Source organism: Duganella sp. Root198D2 (assembly GCF_001428585.1).
Classification (GTDB): Bacteria; Pseudomonadota; Gammaproteobacteria; order Burkholderiales; family Burkholderiaceae_D; genus Rugamonas.
The window spans coordinates 35,784-49,876 of sequence record NZ_LMIC01000008.1 but is presented as its reverse complement, the minus strand read 5'-3'; the positions used below and the strand labels follow the sequence as shown (position 1 = coordinate 49,876).

At 66.7% G+C, this 14,093-nt stretch carries 8 protein-coding genes; 4 read left to right on the top strand and 4 right to left on the bottom strand.

Annotation, left to right across the window (positions count from 1 at the left end):
* Positions 1-7: 7 nt before the first annotated feature.
* From ASE26_RS09955 to ASE26_RS09940, 4 genes are read left to right on the top strand one after another with little or no spacing between them, the layout of a single operon-like run.
* Positions 8-1,165 carry an acyl-CoA dehydrogenase family protein gene (locus ASE26_RS09955; RefSeq protein ID WP_055932316.1) on the top strand — a complete coding sequence of 386 codons (1,158 nt, stop codon included), beginning with the start codon at positions 8-10 and terminating at the stop codon, positions 1,163-1,165.
* Positions 1,162-3,174 carry a biotin carboxylase N-terminal domain-containing protein gene (locus tag ASE26_RS09950; RefSeq protein WP_200960803.1) on the top strand — a complete coding sequence of 671 codons (2,013 nt, stop codon included), beginning with the start codon at positions 1,162-1,164 and terminating at the stop codon, positions 3,172-3,174. The genes ASE26_RS09955 and ASE26_RS09950 overlap by 4 nt, the downstream gene beginning before the upstream one ends.
* Positions 3,175-3,184: 10 nt before the next feature.
* On the top strand, positions 3,185-4,015 hold the full coding sequence (locus ASE26_RS09945) for an NAD(P)-dependent oxidoreductase (RefSeq protein ID WP_055932313.1): 831 nt from the start codon (positions 3,185-3,187) through the stop codon (positions 4,013-4,015).
* On the top strand, positions 4,008-5,546 hold the full coding sequence (locus ASE26_RS09940; RefSeq protein WP_057246136.1) for a class I adenylate-forming enzyme family protein: 1,539 nt from the start codon (positions 4,008-4,010) through the stop codon (positions 5,544-5,546). Before ASE26_RS09945 ends, ASE26_RS09940 begins: the two co-directional genes overlap by 8 nt.
* On the opposite strand, the gene ASE26_RS09935 is transcribed toward ASE26_RS09940, so the two are convergent.
* From ASE26_RS09935 to ASE26_RS09920, 4 genes are all read right to left on the bottom strand, one after another.
* On the bottom strand, positions 5,543-6,019 hold the full coding sequence (locus ASE26_RS09935) for a hypothetical protein (RefSeq protein ID WP_057246135.1): 477 nt from the start codon (positions 6,017-6,019) through the stop codon (positions 5,543-5,545). The genes ASE26_RS09940 and ASE26_RS09935 overlap by 4 nt on opposite strands.
* Positions 6,020-6,223: 204 nt before the next feature.
* On the bottom strand, positions 6,224-11,473 hold the full coding sequence (locus ASE26_RS09930) for a DNA repair ATPase (RefSeq protein ID WP_057246134.1): 5,250 nt from the start codon (positions 11,471-11,473) through the stop codon (positions 6,224-6,226).
* A gap of 20 nt (positions 11,474-11,493) precedes the next feature.
* On the bottom strand, positions 11,494-12,024 hold the full coding sequence (locus ASE26_RS09925) for a zf-TFIIB domain-containing protein (protein ID WP_055932301.1): 531 nt from the start codon (positions 12,022-12,024) through the stop codon (positions 11,494-11,496).
* Positions 12,021-14,084: a flotillin family protein gene (locus ASE26_RS09920; RefSeq protein ID WP_055932297.1), complete on the bottom strand. Its 2,064-nt coding sequence runs from the start codon at positions 14,082-14,084 to the stop codon at positions 12,021-12,023. Before ASE26_RS09920 ends, ASE26_RS09925 begins: the two co-directional genes overlap by 4 nt.
* Positions 14,085-14,093: the final 9 nt, after the last annotated feature.

Below are 14,093 nucleotides of genomic sequence, written 5' to 3'. Positions count from 1 at the left end.
AGAACCTATGGAATACAGCCACGAACACCTTGAACTGCAGCGCAACCTGAAACGCTTCATCGACACCGACATCAATCCTTTTGTCGACGAATGGGAGGCCGCCGAGATCTTCCCTGCCAAGGAAGTGTTCCGCAAGCTGGGCGCACTGGGCATGCTGGGCGTATCCAAGCCGGCCGAATTCGGCGGCCTGGGACTGGACTACTCCTACTCGATGGCGATGGCCGAAGCACTGGGCCACATCCGCTGCGGCGGGGTGCCGATGGCGATCGGCGTGCAGACCGACATGGCGACGCCGGCGCTCTCGCGCTTCGGCTCGGACGCGCTGCGGCGCGAATTCCTGGCGCCGGCGATTACCGGCGAGGCGGTGGCCTGCGTCGGCGTGTCGGAACCGGGCGCCGGCTCCGACGTGGCGGCCATCCGCACCACGGCGCGCAAGGACGGCGGCGACTACATCATCAACGGCAGCAAGATGTGGATCACCAACAGCCTGCAGGCCGACTGGATGTGCCTGCTGGCCACTACCGGCGACGGCCCGGCGCACCGCAACAAGTCGCTGATCATCGTGCCGATGGATACGCCGGGCGTCAGCGTGGGCCAGAAGATCCGCAAGATCGGCATGAATTCCTCCGACACGGGCCTGATCCACTTCGACGAAGTGCGGGTGCCGCAGCGCTACCTGGTGGGCGAGGAGGACAAGGGCTTCACCTACCAGATGCTGCAATTCCAGGAAGAACGCCTGTGGTGCGCGGCCAATATCGTGCAGCAGATGCAGAACTGCATCGACGCCACCATCGAATACACGCGCGAGCGCAAGATCTTCGGCGCCAGCGTGCTGGATAACCAGTGGGTGCACTTCAAGCTGGCCGAGATGCAGACCGAGCTCGAATCGCTGCGCGCCCTGACCTACCGCGCCTGCGGCATGTACATCGGCGGCGCCGATGTTACCGAACTGGCGTCGATGGCCAAGCTCAAGGCCGGCCGCCTGGCGCGCCAGATCACCGACGGCTGCATGCAGTTCTGGGGCGGCATGGGCTTCACGCTGGAAAACCCGGTGTCGCAGTTCTACCGCGACGGGCGCCTGACCTCGATTGGCGGCGGCGCCGACGAGGTCATGCTGGGCATCATCTGCAAATACATGGACATCCTGCCGGGCCGCAAAGCGTGAACGCCTTCGACACCATCCTGGTCGCCAACCGCGGCGAGATTGCGCTGCGCGTGATGCGTACGGCGCGGCGCATGGGCTACCGCTGCGTGGCGGTACATTCCGACGCCGACGCCGGCGCCCCGCACTGCGCCGCCGATGCAACCGGCGCAGCCGGTGGCGCGCATGCGGCGCTGCGCATCGGCGGCCCCGCGCCGGGCGAGTCCTACCTGAACATCCCGGCGCTGCTCGCCGCCGCGCAGGCCAGCGGCGCCGGCGCCGTGCACCCCGGCTACGGCTTCCTGGCCGAACGCGCCGATTTCGCCCAGGCCTGCGCCGACGCGGGCCTGGTTTTCATCGGTCCGCCGCCGGCAGCTATCGAAGCCATGGGCAACAAGGCCGGCGCCAAGCGCCTGATGCTGGAGGCCGGCGTGCCCTGCGTGCCTGGCTACCACGGCGAAGACCAGTCGAGCGAGCGCATGGCGGCGGAAGCGCAGCGCATCGGCTACCCGGTGATGATCAAGGCTGCCGCCGGCGGCGGCGGGCGCGGCATGCGCCGGGTGGACGACCCGGGCGCATTCAGCGCCGCGCTGGCGGCTGCCCGCTCCGAAGCGCTGCACGCCTTCGGCAGCGCGGACGTGATCCTGGAGCGCGCCGTTATCGAACCGCGCCACATCGAGATCCAGCTCTTCGCCGACAGCCACGGCAACGTGGTGCACATGGGCGAACGCGATTGCTCGGTGCAGCGGCGGCACCAGAAGCTGATCGAAGAATCGCCCTCCCCGGCCGTGACGCCGGAGCTGCGCGAGCGCATGGGCGCGGTGGCCGTGGCGGCGGCACGCGCCATCGGCTATGTGGGCGCCGGCACGCTGGAATTCCTGCTCGATGGCGACGGCGAATTCTATTTCATGGAGATGAACACGCGCCTGCAGGTCGAACATGCGGTGACGGAAGCCATCACCGGCATCGACCTGGTCGAATGGCAGCTGCTGGTGGCGGCAGGTGCGCCGCTGCCGCAGGCGCAGTGCGAACTCGATGCGCGCCGCGCAGCCGGCGGGCATGCCATCGAAGTGCGTCTGTGCGCGGAAGACCCGCAGCAGGACTTCCTGCCGCAAAGCGGAAAAGTATGGCGCTGGGCGGCGCCGTTCGGCGTGCGTAGCGACCACGCGCTGGCCGACGGGGTGCAGGTGCCGCCCTACTACGACTCCATGCTGGCCAAGCTGGTGGCCCATGGCCGCGACCGTGCCGACGCGCTGCGCCAGTTGCGGCGCGCGCTGGACGAATGCGTGCTGCTTGGACTGCCCAGCAACCGCCCCTTCCTGGCGCAATGCCTGGCGCACCCCGAATTCCGCGCCGGCCGTGCGACCACCGGCTTTATCGCCCAATACCTGCCGCCCGGGCGGCGCGGCAGCGCCACCGCGACTGGCCGCAGCTCGCAGGCGGCCAGCGCGCTGCTGGCCTGGCACCGTTCGCAGCGCCACCCGCGCCGCTACCCGGCCGAGCTGCACGGCTGGAGCTCCAGCCATGCCCATGCCCAAGCTTTGCGCTTCACGCTGGATGGCGCCGCGCACCAGGCCCGCGCCAGCGCCGACGGCCGCAACGCCTGGCACATCACCAGCGAAGGCAGCGCGGTGTCGATGCGCGTCGAAGTGGCCGAAGCCGGCGACGGCACCGTGCTGCTATCCCTCGACGGCCAGCCCGCGACACTGCATTTCGCCGCCGACGGCGCCCGCCTGTTCTTCCTGCTGGACGGCAGAGAACATATGCTGGACGACCTGGGCGACGCAGCGCCGCAAGGAGCGGGCAACGGCGCCGCCGACGGCCGCATCGCCGCGCCAATGAACGGCCGCGTGGTCGCTCTGCACGTGCGCGAAGGCCAACAAGTGAGCATCGGCCAGCCATTGCTGGCGCTGGAAGCGATGAAGATGGAACACAATATGCTCGCCACGCGCGACGGCAAGGTGGCGCTGCTCGCCACCGCCCTCGGCACGCAAGTGGCGACCGGACAGCTGCTGTTGGAAATCACCCCCTGACGGAGAACCCATGACTACGCTGCAAGGCAAGACCCTGTTCATCACCGGCGCCAGCCGGGGCATCGGCAAGGCGATCGCCTTGCGCGCGGCGCGCGACGGCGCGAACGTGATCATCGCCGCCAAGACCACCGAACCCGATCCGCGTTTGCCCGGAACCATCTACTCCGCCGCCGAGGAAATCCGCGCCGCCGGCGGCAATGCGCTGCCGCTGCAGGTCGATATCCGGGAGGAGGAGCAGGTCATTGCCGCCATCGAACGCGGCGTCGCGGAGTTCGGCGGCATTGACATACTGGTCAACAATGCCAGCGCCATCAGCCTGACCAACGCGCAAAGCACGTCGATGAAACGCTACGACCTGATGATGGACATCAACGTACGCGGCACCTTCGCCTGCGCCAAGCACTGCCTGCCGCATCTTCTGGAAGCCAGCAACCCGCACATCCTGACGCTGTCGCCGCCGATCGACATGAACCCGAAATGGTTCGCCCGCCACGCCGCCTACACCACGTCGAAATACGCGATGAGCATGATCGTGCACGGCCTGGCCGCCCAGCTAGCAGAGGAAGGGGTCGGGGTCAATTCGCTGTGGCCGCGCACCGTCATCGCAACGGCCGCCCTCAATGTCGCCCTGCCCGGCGGCGCCCAGTACGGCCGCACGCCGGAAATCATGGCCGATGCCGCCCACCTGATACTGACGAAGGATAGCCGCACGACGACCGGCAACTTCTTCATCGACGAGCAAGTCCTGCGCGGCAGCGGCATGACCGATTTTTCACAGTACCAGGTGACGCCGGGCGTAGAGCCGATGATCGACCTGTTCGTGGAGGCAGGCCATGACTGATCGCATGCAGGAGACCCTGGGCAATGTGGTTTCGCGCAGCGCGCGCCGCAATGGCGCGGCACCGGCGCTGCTGGAACATGGCCGCCGCATGCCTTACGCCCAGCTGGACGAGGACAGCAACCGCTTTGCGCACTATCTGCTCGCCAGCGGCCTGCAGCCCGGCGACAAGGTAGCCATGCTCAGTCCCAATTCCATGGACTTCGTGGTGGCCTCGTTCGGCATCATGAAGGCGGGGCTGGTATGGGTGCCGGTCAACGCCATGCTGTCGCCGACCGAAGTCGCCTACATCGTGCAGCACGCGGAAGCGCGCCTGCTGGTGGTGGACGCGCAGCTTGGCGCGCATCCCGCCTGGCGCGCCGCGTTGCCCGCGCTGGGTGTGCCGCTACTGCGCTGCGGCCCGGGCGCCCAGGGCGCAGGCACGCTGACCGAGGCGCTCATCGGCCAGCCGGCAACCCCGCCGGCGCTGGACATCGACGAACACGCGCTGGCCATGATCATGTACACCAGCGGCACCACCGGCCATCCGAAAGGCGCAATGCACTCGCACCGTTCGGTGCTGTCGGCCGTGATGTCGAACGCGGTGACCGTATCGATCGTTCCGAATGACGTGCTGTCCGCCATCCTGCCGCTATTCCACTGCGCCCAGTTCAGCATGGCCGCAGCGGGACTGGCGTGCGGCGCCGCGATATCGCTCTCGCGCAGCTTCGATCCGGCCGCCGTGCTGGCGACTTTGGCGCGCGAGCGCGTCACGCTGGTGGCCGCCCTGCCGGCGATGTATGGCGCAATGCTTCTGCATCCTGCGCGCGCGGAACACGACCTCTCCGCGCTGCGCCTGGCGATATACGCCATGGCTCCGATGGCGCCCGAGCTGCTGCGCCGCCTGATGCAGGAATTCTGCCCTCGTTTCGCGCTGGGCAGCGGGCAGACCGAGATGTTCCCGATGACGGTCTACTTCCCGCCCGAGCAGCAGCACCGTACCGGCAATTGCTGGGGACAGGCGACGCCGGTCAACGACACCGCCATCATGGACGCCGACGGACGCCTGCTTGGCAAAGGCGAAGTCGGCGAAATCGTGCATCGCGGCGCAAATGCGATGCTGGGCTACTTCAAGGACCCGGAAGCCACGGCCACCGTGCGCCGCTTCGGATGGCACCATACCGGCGACCTTGGCATGTGGGACGAGGACGGCTACCTGCACTTCAAAGGCCGCCTGAAGGACATGATCAAGACCGGCGGCGAAAACGTGCCCGCCATCCGCGTGGAAGAAGCGCTACTCGGCCACCCCGCCGTGGCCCTTGCTGCCGTGGTCGGCTTGCCGCACGAGGAATGGATCGAAGCCGTCACCGCCTTCGTCTGCCTCAAGCCCGGGCAATCCGCCGACGCGGGCGCGCTGCAGGAGCATTGCCGCAGCACGCTGGCCGGCTTCGAAATCCCCAAGCACATTGCCATCGTGGAGAACTTGCCGATGACCTCCACCGGCAAGATCCAGAAGCACGTGCTGCGCGCGAATCACCAGGCTTTATACGGCTAAGAGGAAGATGAGCCCGGCGGCGCGGTGCGTTCGGCCTTGCGTTTAGCCGTGCGGAACGCATGGGCCATGGCCGCGTGGCGCATCCGGGTAGCCGGCGTCCAATCACCGTCCCCTGGAAGCTGAACGTAAATCACTTTCCAGGCGTTCCCCACATTACCCAGGCTGGCAGTGACAAATTGGTTTGGTGATACTGCCCGCCCTTCATAGATTAGCTCGCCACAGACCACCTCGGCGTAATGCGGTCCGTCACGGCTGCAAATGCGCAGCAATGCTCCGTCTGGCAGGAAGACCGTCTTCCAAAAGAAACCCGCTAGTTCCATTGGCTTGCTGGCGGCGCGCTGGCGTTGCAACCATTCGCGGATCGCAATGTCGGCCAAGTCCGTAAGGGTGTGGTCTGCCGCCTGTTCAGAGTGGTAGTCGAGCAGCGCGTGCAGCGTAGGGAGGCTTACCTCCAGGGTCACTCGGGAAGTCATACTGAAAGCTCCTGAAATTTTCCCCGTTAGAGCGCTATCACGCCCTGAAAGTTCAACTTTTCAGTAGTTTCAGTGAAAATTTCAGTAGTTTTCAGTAGTAGTCCGCGACAGCGGTGCACTGAACTCCCCAAGCAGCAACCCGATGGCGGGCTCGGCCAGTTCTTCGATGAGAACGTGCCCGCCATCTGCAAAGAAAAGGTCCTCTCAGTCGCCTGACGGCTCGCCAGCCGTCTCGCCAGCCGGCTCGCGCGCCTGCTTGGGCGGCGGCGGGCCCTTCTTGCCCCGGTAGCGCAGGCGGTGTTCCATATCCTTGACGATGGAACTGGTGGCCCGCACCTCGTCCCAGATGCCGTGGTCGAGGCGCATCTTGTAATTCATCGCGCTCATCATGGGCAGCAGGACCTTTTCATAGCTGTCCGCCAGGCGCTGCAGCAATTCGTGCAGCCGCTCCTGTTCCGGCACGTGCACCTGCACCTGCGGCGCCATGCGGCCACCCAGCGCGGCGATGCCGGCCCCGATCTCGGCCAGGTGTTCGGCTACCCGCGCTTCGCCATCCGCTTGCCCGCCGTTCTTGCGCAGGCGGACGAATTCCTCCACCAGCTCGCTCCAGCGCGCCTGCTCCGCGTCCGTCGGCTGACCCAGCAAGTGCGCCAGGCGCAGCAGGTTTTCTTCGGCGCCGCTGGTCAGGGTCTGCGCCTCGCCGCGGTAGTGGTCGCGCAGCAGCGCGTCCAGTTCGGCGTCATGCATCAGGGCGGACACCTTGGGCGCCAGTTTGGCCATATTGCGATAGCTGCCTTGCAGCTTGAACGCGGGCTCGCTGCGGTAGGCATCGTCCTGCGCGGCCGAGGCGATATAAGCCAGGTTGACCTTCATCAGCGCACTGCGCACCTTGAACAGGCGCTGCAGCACCGCGCAGATCTGGTCGATCTCCTGCGAAGTGTAGGCATGCTTCAGGTCCGACGCCGCCACCGGTTCGCCCTGCGACATGCGTACCAGCAGGTACAGGTCCTGCGGGTCGCGCGAAGCCAGCGGCTGCAGTTCGGGATGCGCCACCAGCGCGTTTTCAATATACGAGAGGGCGAACAGTTCTTCGCGTCCGCTCAGCACATCACCCAGGTTGTAGATGTCGGCCCGGTTGGCCAGCATGTCCGGGATCTTGAACACGTCGCCCGATTCGGTATAGGGGTTGCCCGCCATGACCACGGCGAAGCGCTTGCCGCGCAGGTCGTAGCTGCGGCTCTCGCCGCGCCATACACCTTCGATGCGGCGCGTGCCGTCGGCCAGGGCGATGAACTTCTGCAGGAACTCGGGGTTGGTGTGCTGGATGTCGTCCAGGTACAGCATCACGTTGTTGCCCATCGCCAGGCCGAGGTTGAGCTTTTCCAGTTCCATGCGGGCGGCGCTGTTGCCGGCCAGGGCCGGGTCGAGCGACGTCACGTCGTGACCCAGTACCGGGCAGTTGATGCGCACGAAGATCATGCCCAGGCGCTCGCCCAGGTACTCCATCAGGGTGGTCTTGCCGTAGCCCGGCGGTGAAATCAGCAACAGCATGCCCATCGAGTCGACCCGGCGCTGGTCGCCGGCCGCGCCGATCTGCTTGGCCAGGTTGTCGCCGATCAGCGGCAGGTAAGCTTCGTCGATCAGGCGATTGCGGAAGAAACTGGCCAGCGGCTTGGCCTGGAACTGCTCCAGGCGCAGGCGGGTTTTCTCTTCTTGCGCCAGTTGCTGGCGCAACTGCTGCAGCAAGCGGAAGGCAGGCACCACGACAGCTTCGTGATGTTCGAGGCGGCGCAGGAAATCATTCAGTTGCAGCTTGAGCGTCCGGTTTTCAATGCGGGCGTGCTCGCCGAGCAAACCGGTGACCTGTGCTTCGACGCCAACCTGCACGACGCGCCGCGGCAGGTTGCTCAGCAGGCTGGCGGCCACCTCGGGCAGCAGCGACAGCTCATGGCCCTGCTGGAGTGCGTAACCGTGCAGCCATTCGGTGGCCAGCATCCAGCGCTCGCGCCACGACAGTGCCGGCACTTGCCAGGGGGCGGCGATATTGTGGCGCGCAAGGTGCTGCGCCAGGCCGTTCGCCAGTTCGCTGCCGCTGCGGCTCAGCAGCCAGGCCTGCTCCACGCCCGCGGGCACGCCCAGTTCGGACAGCAGGTAGCGCGCGGCCTGCGCCAGCGCCAGGGCGCGCGTTTCGCTGCCGTGATCGAGCCAGGCCTCGATATCGAGCAGTTCGGCATCGAGGAAGCGCTGCAGCGCTTGCTCGACTTCAGCCGCCAGCTTGTCCCATAAGCGCTCGCTATTGAAATGGCGGCGCATCAATTCGGCTTGCTCGGCCTGGTGCCGCAGCGACTGCGCCGCAGGCGAGGCATGCACATGGGTCCAGTACAGTACGGCGACGGCGCGCGCCAGCGGGCTGAAACGCAGCAGGCCGGCGCCCTCCCACAACGGCACCAGCTGCCGCAGGATGGCGGCAGCGTCGTGGTCGTGCAAGCCTTTCTGGTAGCCCTCCTGGTAGCGCGGCGCGGCAAAGCGGCGCACCGGTTCGTCCAGCGCCGCTCTATCGGGCTGCGCCAGCGCTTCCTGCAATTGCTGCCAGTCGATGCCGGCGGTGCCGGCGCGCACCGCGCGCATGAACTGGTAAGCCAGGTATTCGGCGCGGTAAACCTGCGCTGTCTCGGCCACGGTCTCCTGCGACCACCATGGGCGCAAGGCATCCAGGCGCGCGTCCTGCAGCGGCGCATAGTAATCGGTGCCGGCCAGGTGGAAGGCCAGCTCGCCCTGGTGCGGCACGATGGCCAGCTCCAGCGTTTGCCGGTTGACGGTGAAGTCATGCCGTCCCAGCTTGATGGTATTGCCGCTCACCAGTTCGTTCTGGTCGCGCAGCGCACGCTGGCCCTGTTCGCGCAGGTTCTTCAGCTGCCCGCTCAAATCGTCCGCGGCGACCGCGTTGCCCAGCTTGCGCAATTCCTCGATGCTGGCCTTCAGCTTGGCCAGCAGGGCATCGGCGGCGAAATACGCTTCCATCTGGGCCGCTTCGCTGAACTGGGCCAGGCGCTTGGGCACACCCGCCAGGATGCGGCGCGCCGCTTCGCCGATGGCCTGCATGCGGCGCGCACGCGCATCGAGCAGCGACTGTTTGCGCCCCTCCAGCGCTTCGTACACCGCTTCGCGCTTGTGCGCAATCTCGGCCAGGTAGTCTTCCTGCTCGGCGAACTGCCCTTCCAGGGTTTCCAGCTGGGCCAGCAGGCGCGTCAGCAATTCATCGCAGCGCTCCGGCGTGTCGGCCTGTTCCAGGCTGCTCTCCACCGACTGGCTGAACAACTGGAACTGGGCCGCGAATTCGGACGCCGACTCGGTCTGCGCCAGCTGCTTGCGGCGCTGGCGCACTTCGGCGCGCAACTGGTTGATGCCCGCGTACAGGCGCGAGATGGCGGTCAGGATCTGGGTGCGCAAGGCGGCATCGCCGACCGCCAGGGTGCCCAGCAGTTCGTTCAAGCCATCCAGGTTGCGCGCCGTGCGGTCCAGCGCTTCGTTGAGCGGCGCCAGTTCGGCCGTGGTGCCCAGCTGCGGCAGCTGCCCGCGCTGTTTCGCCAGTTCCGCCTCCAGCCCGGCGAAGGCATTGGCCTGCGACAGGAACTGGACGGTGCGCTCGCCCACGCGCGCCTCTTCGGCGCCCAGTTCGCCATCCAGTTCGGCCAGGCGCGCCACGTCCATGTAGCGCCGCTCCTTCAGCGTGGCCAGGCGGCCGCGCGCCAGGCGGATCTGTTCCAGCGCTTCGATAAACTCGGTCGGCGATTGCCACAGCCGGCTGGCCGTCTCGGCCAGCAACTGGCGCTGCTCCTGCGCCGCCTGCTGCAGCACGCGCGCCGCTTCGCGCTGGATTGCCGCCGCCTTGTCGAATTCGTCCATCGTGGCGCTGGCCAGCTCGGACACCCCGCCCAGGTCGGCGCCGACACCCATGGCTTCGGGCGCGCCCAGCCAGTGGAAAGCGTCGGCCACCCGGCGGCATTGGCGCAGCAGGCTCTCGTAGACGGCGCGGCCGGGCAGCGCATGGCCGCCGCCTTCACCCTGGCCCTGGCCCTGCTCGCGCACCATGCGCCCGATCGAATACAGTTCCGACACCCCGCGCACCAGCTCGCGGTTGCCGATCTTGCCGAAGAAGCCCTGGCGCGGCGCGGCGCGGGCGGCGTATTCCTCGCCCAGGAACGGCGTCTGCCACCACTGCATCGGGTGGTTGCGGGTCGGCTCCTCGCTTTCCGCGGTGAACAGCAGCATGCTGCCGTCGTCATAGCGGGCGTAGCCGTGCGCCACCAGCGGCTGCGACAGGGTCTTGTTGATCAGGTTATAGGTCAGCAGCACATAAGTGCCGCTGACAAGTTCGTAAAAGACATACAGCACGTCTTCGCCGTTGGGCGCCAGCACCCGGCGCTCGAATTGCAGTCCCTCCGGCAGGCCGGCGAACAGGCGCGACTCGCCGCCCTGCAGGATCACGCCGCCGGGGAAGACAATGCCGTGGTCTTCCGGCAGCTGCACGCAGGAGGCGCCGATGCTGTCGACCCGCTGCGCCTGCTGGCTCAGGCGCGAATACACCAGGTAGCGCAGCTGCGTCTCGCGGTAGGGCCGCACGCGCAAGAGGATCAGGTCGCCGAGCGCGGCATATGCGATCTCGGCGTCGCTGAGCGACTGGTTGGGATCGTCGACCGGCTCGCTGTAGATGCCCAGCCCTGTTTCCGTGTTGTTCTCGATCTTGAGCGTCAGGTCGCCGCCCACTGTTTCCACGAACAGGGTGTCGAGCACGTTGACGTGCGGGTGCTGGCCCAGCACGTGCTGGTCGCGCGTGGTGACGCTCCATTCGAAATCATGCGGCGGCGGCAGCGCGACATCGCGTTCGCCGCGGTTGTCGATGTAGGTCGCCGCGCCCTGCTCGCCGAGCTGCCAGCGGAACACGCGCAGGTCGCTCTGGCGTTCGCCGATCTTGAAGGCGGCCAGCAGCTTGCCTTGCGTAACGCGCAGCTGCACCAGCTGCGCACTGCGGTAGTAGTTGTAGAGTTCCTTGAATTCGGCCACGAAACGCGGCTCGGCCAGGAAGCTGCCGTCCAGCGCCAGCGGCTCGAGCTCCACCTCGGCGCCGTCCTGGCGCAGGCGGTACAGGGCGAACACGTCCGCCACCTGGGTCTCCTGGCGCAGGCCGATGAAGACGTTATAGCCGAACAGCAGCACCTCGCCGACCAGCACCAGGTCGCGCGCGGTGCAGTTGTTGTCGGTGCGGGCGCGGGTGCGGGCGCGCAGCGCCATCTCTTCGCGGCCGAACTCGGCCAGCCGCGCTGCGTTCAGCGCGCCGGCCTTCTCCAGCAGGGACTTGCCCTGCTCGGCCAGCCGCTTGCGCAGCAAATCGAAACTGCTGGAATGGCGCAGCGACGCCTCGGCACCCTCGGGTGCTGCTTGTTCTTGGCTCATGATGTTGTGCTTCTGTCGCTTCAGTCTTTAAGGGCGCCGAGGAAGGCCAGCATCTCGCCGCGGTTCGGGCGGCCGTCCAGCCAGGCCCGCATGCGCGCCAGCTCGGCAAAGTCGTCGCCGAAGCGCGCCTGCATGGCTTGCTCGATGCGCTCACGCGATGCCGCTTCCTGCACGCTGGCCTGCCAGCGGTCGGAGGCGATCTCGTCAAGCTGGCCGTGGAAGTCGAGCGACATCAGCGTGTCCCACTCGCCGGCGTCGAGCCAGATCGCCTGCGCCGCCGCGCTGTAGTCCAGGCGCAGCGGATGGTGGTTGTCCACCTTCAGGCGCGCCATGATGCGCCCGGTCCTGGGGCAGAGCCGGACGGCGCCGTCGGTGACGCTCGCTTCGGCGGTGGCGGCGGCCAGCGCCACCGCCGGCATGGTCTTGCGCCAGGCGCGATAGCGCTCGAGGTCCACCAGCACACCGCGGCAAGCCTCGCATTGCTCTGCGGGCAAACCGCCTTCGATGCGGGTCGACTGGAAATGGGTGCTTGCGCAGGCCGGGCAGATCATGCTTTTCCTTTCAGTTCAGGGACCGAGGCGATCAGGTTGTTCAGGGCATGCTGCTGTTGCTGGGTGCCTTCGCGCGACACCTTGGCCAGCAGCGAAGCCACGCTCAGGTTCTGCAGCTCGCCGGAGGAGCCGCCCAGCGCGCCGACCAGGCCGCGCAGGTCGTTCAGCATGTCGCGCTCGCCGCTCAGGTGGTCCTTCAGGCCGATCTGCAGGGTCTTGCTCTTTTCGATGGCGGCATCGATGCCGCGCCCGACCGACAGCGCGCGCACGAAGCTGTCGAAGTAGTTGCCGTCGCCGCCGACGATGTCGATCTTGGCGTTCTGCAGCGCCTTGCCCAGGACTTCGGCCTGCTCGCGCGCGACCATGGTCTGCGCATCGATGCCTTTCAGGGCCTGCTCGTTGGCCAGTTCCAGCTGCATGCGGAACTCTTCGTGGGCGCGCGTTTCGGCGCTCATCGCCGACATCGATTCGAACTTCTGCGCCAGGCCGCGCGACTCGGCTTCGAAGCGCGCCTCGATCACCTTGGCTTCCGCCGCGCCCAGGCTGGCCGTGGCGGCCGCATCGGCCGTCTTCACCGCAGCGTCGGCCAGGCCCAACTGCTCCTTGCCCTTGGCTTCGGCTTCCATGCGCAGGCGGGTCGCTTCGGCCTGGGCCGCGCCCTGCTTGACGATCGCTTCCGACGACGCCAGCATGACGCGCGCTTCCGCCAGGCCAGGGGCGGCGATTTCTGCTTCCGTGCCTTCCGCCTGGCGCTTCTTGGCTTCGGCTTCCTTCTCCGCCACTTTCAGCGCCGCTTCCGCCAGCGTCAGTTCCTGGGCGGCGCGGTGCTTGGCCGCGCGCTCATCCGCTTCGGCCGCCTTGACCGCCAGCAGCAGCTTCTCTTCCGCGCTGGCCTCGGCGGCAATCACCAGCGACTTCTTGCCGCGGTCGGCCTCGGCCAGGGTGCGCACGTCCTTGATGGCTTCTTCCTGCTCGGCCACCGTGCGCTCGACCACGATGCGCTCGCGGATCACGTCGGCGATGGCCTTCTTCTGCACCTCCAGCGCCCTCTCCTTATCGATGCGTTGCAGTTCGACTTCCTTCTCGCGCGCCACCACTTCCAGCAGGCGGGCGCGGGTCACGCGCTCTTCCTCGATGGCGACGGCGCGCTTGCGGTTGTTCTCCGCCACTTCCTTCTCGCGCGTGGTATTTTCCTGCTGCACCAGCACCACCTGTTCGGCCTGCAGGCGGGCCAGTTCGGACTTGGCGCGCTCTTCGGACTGCACCTTCTCGGCTTCGGCCTGTTCGCGCGCACGCACCGAGGTGACCTCGCGGTTCTGGCGCGCTTCCGCGTCGGCTTGCTGGCGCTCCAGCTCGAGGATCGCTTCGCGCGTTTCCACGTCCTTCTTCTTGATGCGCATTTCCTCGTCGCGCTTCAGTTCATTGGTGCGCACGCTTTCGATCGCGGTCAGTTCGGTGATCTTCTTGATACCCTGCGCATCCAGGATGTTATGGCTGTCCAGCTTTTCGATCGGGGTCTGCTCGATATAGTCGATGGCCGCGTCTTCCAGGATGTAGCCGGACAGGTCGTTGCCGATCTGGCGGATGATGTCGTCGCGGAAGCGGTCGCGCGCCTGGTACAGGTCGACGAAGTCCATCGACTTGCCGACCGTCTTCAGGGCCTCGGCGAACTTGGCCGAGAACAGGCTTTCCAGCGTGTCCTGGCTGGAAGCGCGGGCGCAGCCTACGGCCTGGGCCACCTTCAGCACGTCGTCCCTGGTCTTGTTCACGCGCAGGAAGAAGGTGACCTTGATGTCGGCGCGGATATTGTCGCGGCAGATCAGGCCATCCTTGCCAAGGCGGTCGATCTCGATGGTCTTGAGCGAGATCTCCATCATTTCCTTCTTGTGGATGATGGGGTAGACCATGCCGCCGGTAAAGCTCACGTCCGGCTCGGCACGCAGGGTATTGATGATCATTGCGTGACCCTGTTCGACCTTATGGTAGAAGCGGGCGAACATGGCCAGGGCGCCGAGCAAAAAGACGATACCGATGGCGGCTGTAATCAACATGATGTCCATGGATTTCCT